This window comes from Ideonella sp. B508-1 (assembly GCF_000333615.1).
Classification (GTDB): Bacteria; Pseudomonadota; Gammaproteobacteria; order Burkholderiales; family Burkholderiaceae_C; genus Ideonella.
On sequence record NZ_BADL01000506.1, the window covers coordinates 1 to 3,574 of the forward strand.

A 3,574-nucleotide genomic window follows, 5' to 3' on the forward strand; every position below is an offset into this window, starting at 1 on the left:
CGCTGCCCCCGCGATCAGTCGTCGGCTCGTTGCCGGCTGCCTGAGCAGTAAGTAGGACAGCGCAGGAATCAAGAGGATGGCACCCAGCATGTTCCAGACAAACATGAAAGCCAGAAGCGCACCAGTGTCCGCCTGGAATTTGATCGGAGAGGCAACCCAGGTCAGCACGCCCACGGCAAGGGTAAATCCAACCAGGGCGACCACCTTGCCGGTAAAGCGCAAGGCGTGCAGGTATGCATCCCCCAGGCTGCCTCCGCTGCGTTGTACCTGCAATTGCACGCTCAGCAGGTACAGCGCATAGTCAACGCCGATGCCGACGCCCAATGCAACGACCGGCAGCGTTGCCACCTTGACGCCGATCTCGAAGTACACCATGAGCGCCTCGCAGAGAATGGACGTCAATGCCAGCGGCAGGATTGCGACCACCACGGCCCGCCAACTGCGAAATGTGATGAAGCACAGCGCAGCGACAGCCGAGTAAACGTACAACAGCATTTGCAGATTGGCCCGCGCAACCACTTCGTTGGTTGCGGCTTCAATGCCCGCCGAACCGGCAGCCAGCAGGAACTGAGCATCTCCATCGCTGTTGGCGTCCGCAAACCGCTGCGCAGCGGCAACCACCCGCTTCAACGTCTCGGCCTTGTGGTCCTGGAGATAAGCAACGACCGGAAATACGGAGCAGTCGCTATTCATCATCGTCGTTGCCAGCGCGGCCTCTGCGGCGATCCCAGGGTTGATGAGCGCCTGGTCCGCGCTGATTGAATACCACTTGGGCTGTCCTTCAAAGGCCGCTGACGTGTACAGCCTCACCCGATCGGCAAGCGACTGGACCGCCTGCACGCCTTCGACCTGGGAGAGTTCCCAGGTCAGCCGGTCCGTACGCGCCAGCGTCTCGAAGCGCATGCAAGCGTCGGGCTTTCCCTTGACCATCACGGCGAATACATCGGACGAAAGGCCGTAATGCTCGCCAATAAATGCAACATCGCGGTTATAGCGAGCCTCCGCTCGCAACTCAGGAGCTCCTGCATGCAGGTCACCGATCTCGAGATGGGACCTGACGTGCCACGCCACCGCACCGAGGACAAGTGATGCCGCTACTGCGGCTAGCGCTGCACGCCGCCGCGTGAAGGCCATCAGCACCCCTTCGATCCGGATCTGCATGCGTGACGGCGCCTCCGACGATCGCAACGCACGTTGCGCCGCGTGCTTGCTGACTCCGCTGAACGAGAGAATGACGGGAAGGAGGATGAGATTGGTGAACACCAACGCACCGACCCCAACGCTGGCCGCGAAGGCAAGATGGCGTATGACCGGAATATCCACTACCGCAAGCACGCCAAATCCCACGGCATCTGCAATCAAGGCGGTAAGGCCAGCTAGGAAAAGGCGACGAAACGTGTATCGCGCGGCAACGTAGCGGTGCGTCCCCCGCGCGATGTCTTGCAGGATGCCATTCATCTTCTGGGCGCCATGCGAAACGCCCACCGCGAACACAAGGAACGGCACCATGATCGAGTACGGATCGAGCTCCAGCCCCGCAATCTTCAGCAAGCCCAATTGCCAGACCACGGCGACAAGTGAAGCCGTGAGGACGACGATCGTGCTTCTCACACAACGCGTGTAGGTGAACAGGATCACCGCGGTGATCGCGGCGGCGACGGCGAAAAACCACATCACGCTGCGGATGCCGTCGATCAGATCGCCCACCAACTTGGCGAAGCCGACGACGTGAACTCGCACCTGTCCTTTGGCCTCCTGCTGACGTCGGATCTGCTCGACGCGCTCGGACAGTTGGGCATACGCAATGTCGGACGCCCCGGCGGGCCCGTCGACGGCAGTCAACGGGACAACAATCATCGACGACCGGAAGTCATTCGCCACGATGGATCCGACCAGTCCTGCGCGCACGACATTGCGCCGCAGTTGGTCTATCGCACGCGGCGACCCATCGTAGTCGTCCGGCATGACCGTTCCCCCGGCGAAGCCCTCCTCTGTCACTTCGGTCCAGCGAACCACCGGCGCCCACAGGGACTTGACCCAAGCACGGTCCACCCCAGGCAACAGCATCAACTCGTCGTTGATGTGGGCCAGCGTCTCAAGGTACCTGGCGTCAAAGATGTCTCCGCTCCTGTTTTCGACAACCACCCGCAGCGTGTCGCCCAGGGCCCGGAGCTCACCCTTGTTGGCCGAATAGTTGACGATGAACGGATGGCTTCGCGGGGCCATGTTCTCGTAGTTGGCATTCACGCCCAGCCGCAATGCCTGGCTTGCGAGCCAGAATGTGATCAACAGGCTGATGAGCAGCACTGCGAAGCGGTGGTTGAAGATCATGCGCTCGAGCCTGTTGCCCGCGCCGGTGTAGAAGTCCTCGACGTGCCGGACCACCGGCATGTCCTTTTCGTGTTGAGAGGGGATCATGAGAATCGGTTCAGGACGTCTTGGAGGGGGTTGCGTTCGGCCTGGCAGGAAGCGTCAGCACCCGCAGCCCCGATAGCGCGCCGAGCACCAGCCGACGCTGCCCATCGCGACCCGTCGCGATTGCGGCCGACGTGTACGGCAACGCTGGCGCTTCAAGGCGCTGCATCGTGCTCTTGCCATCTTCGCCCCAGAGAATCACACCGCTTTGGGACACCAGCAGCGGCGAGGCGTCGCCAAGCAACATGCCCGCCACGATGCCGGTCTGGATGCCAGTGTCCAGCGATTGCCAACTCTCTCCGCCGTCGCTGCTGAGGTAGGCATTGCCACGCATCCCGTAGACGAGGGTGGATTCGTTCCGGACCGCCACACCGAACCAACTGCCGCGGTAGGGCGAGGCCAACGGGTGGAAACGGGGGCTTCCGACCGGTCGGCGCTCGAGCAGGCCACGCTCACCGACCAGGAAAAGCGCCGATTCCGTGCTCCCGAGTCCGTAGATGTGCACGTCAGACGCATCCATCATGGCATCGGCGGCGTTGTGCCAGGTTTCGCCGCCATCCTCTGTACGCATCAGCAGGCCAAATGCCCCGGCGACGAGACCACGATTCGCATCACTGAAGTGCACAGCGAAGAGCGGCCAGGTATCCGCCCGCCGTGCACTCTGGGCCGCCTGGCTTTCCGAGCGCTCCGCCTCCCCTTTTTCTTCCATGCCGAGTTGGGCTCGAACCCGCCGTCCATCGAGGACAACACGCCAGGTTCGTCCGTCGTCGTCGCTGCGCAATACCACGCCGCGATGACCGACGGCAAACGCACGTCCCTGGCCTACGAGCACCACATTGGTCAGGTCGACACCCACTGGCCCCGGCACCTGCGTGAAGCTCGCCCCTCCATCATCGGAGCGAACGATCACGCCACGCAGACCCACGGCCACGACGAGTGCGTCCCGGGCCGCCAAACCAAGAATCGGGGCAGCCACTGCGGAGCGAACGTGGACGGCAGGCAGCTGCAGCGGATCCCCTGGAGACCGTGCAGCAGACTGCTGGGACCACAGCGACGCGCTGGCGACAAAAAGTGCCAACAGAATGGCACCGCCACGGAAAAGATTTGAGGATCGAAAAGTACGAGGCGTCGGCATACGAGGAAGCAGTCATTCGGCAAG

General features: G+C 62.5%; 2 protein-coding genes. Both read right to left on the reverse strand.

Annotated features, from left to right (window positions below; genetic code table 11):
* On the reverse strand, window positions 1-2,418 hold a 2,418-nt coding region (locus I73_RS20115; RefSeq protein WP_022982265.1), incomplete at its 3' end, for an RND family transporter.
* Between the two features lie 10 nt (window positions 2,419-2,428).
* Complete coding sequence (locus I73_RS29355; RefSeq protein ID WP_148289869.1) at window positions 2,429-3,391, reverse strand: glycosyl hydrolase; 963 nt, start codon at window positions 3,389-3,391, stop codon at window positions 2,429-2,431.
* Window positions 3,392-3,574 lie beyond the last annotated feature (183 nt).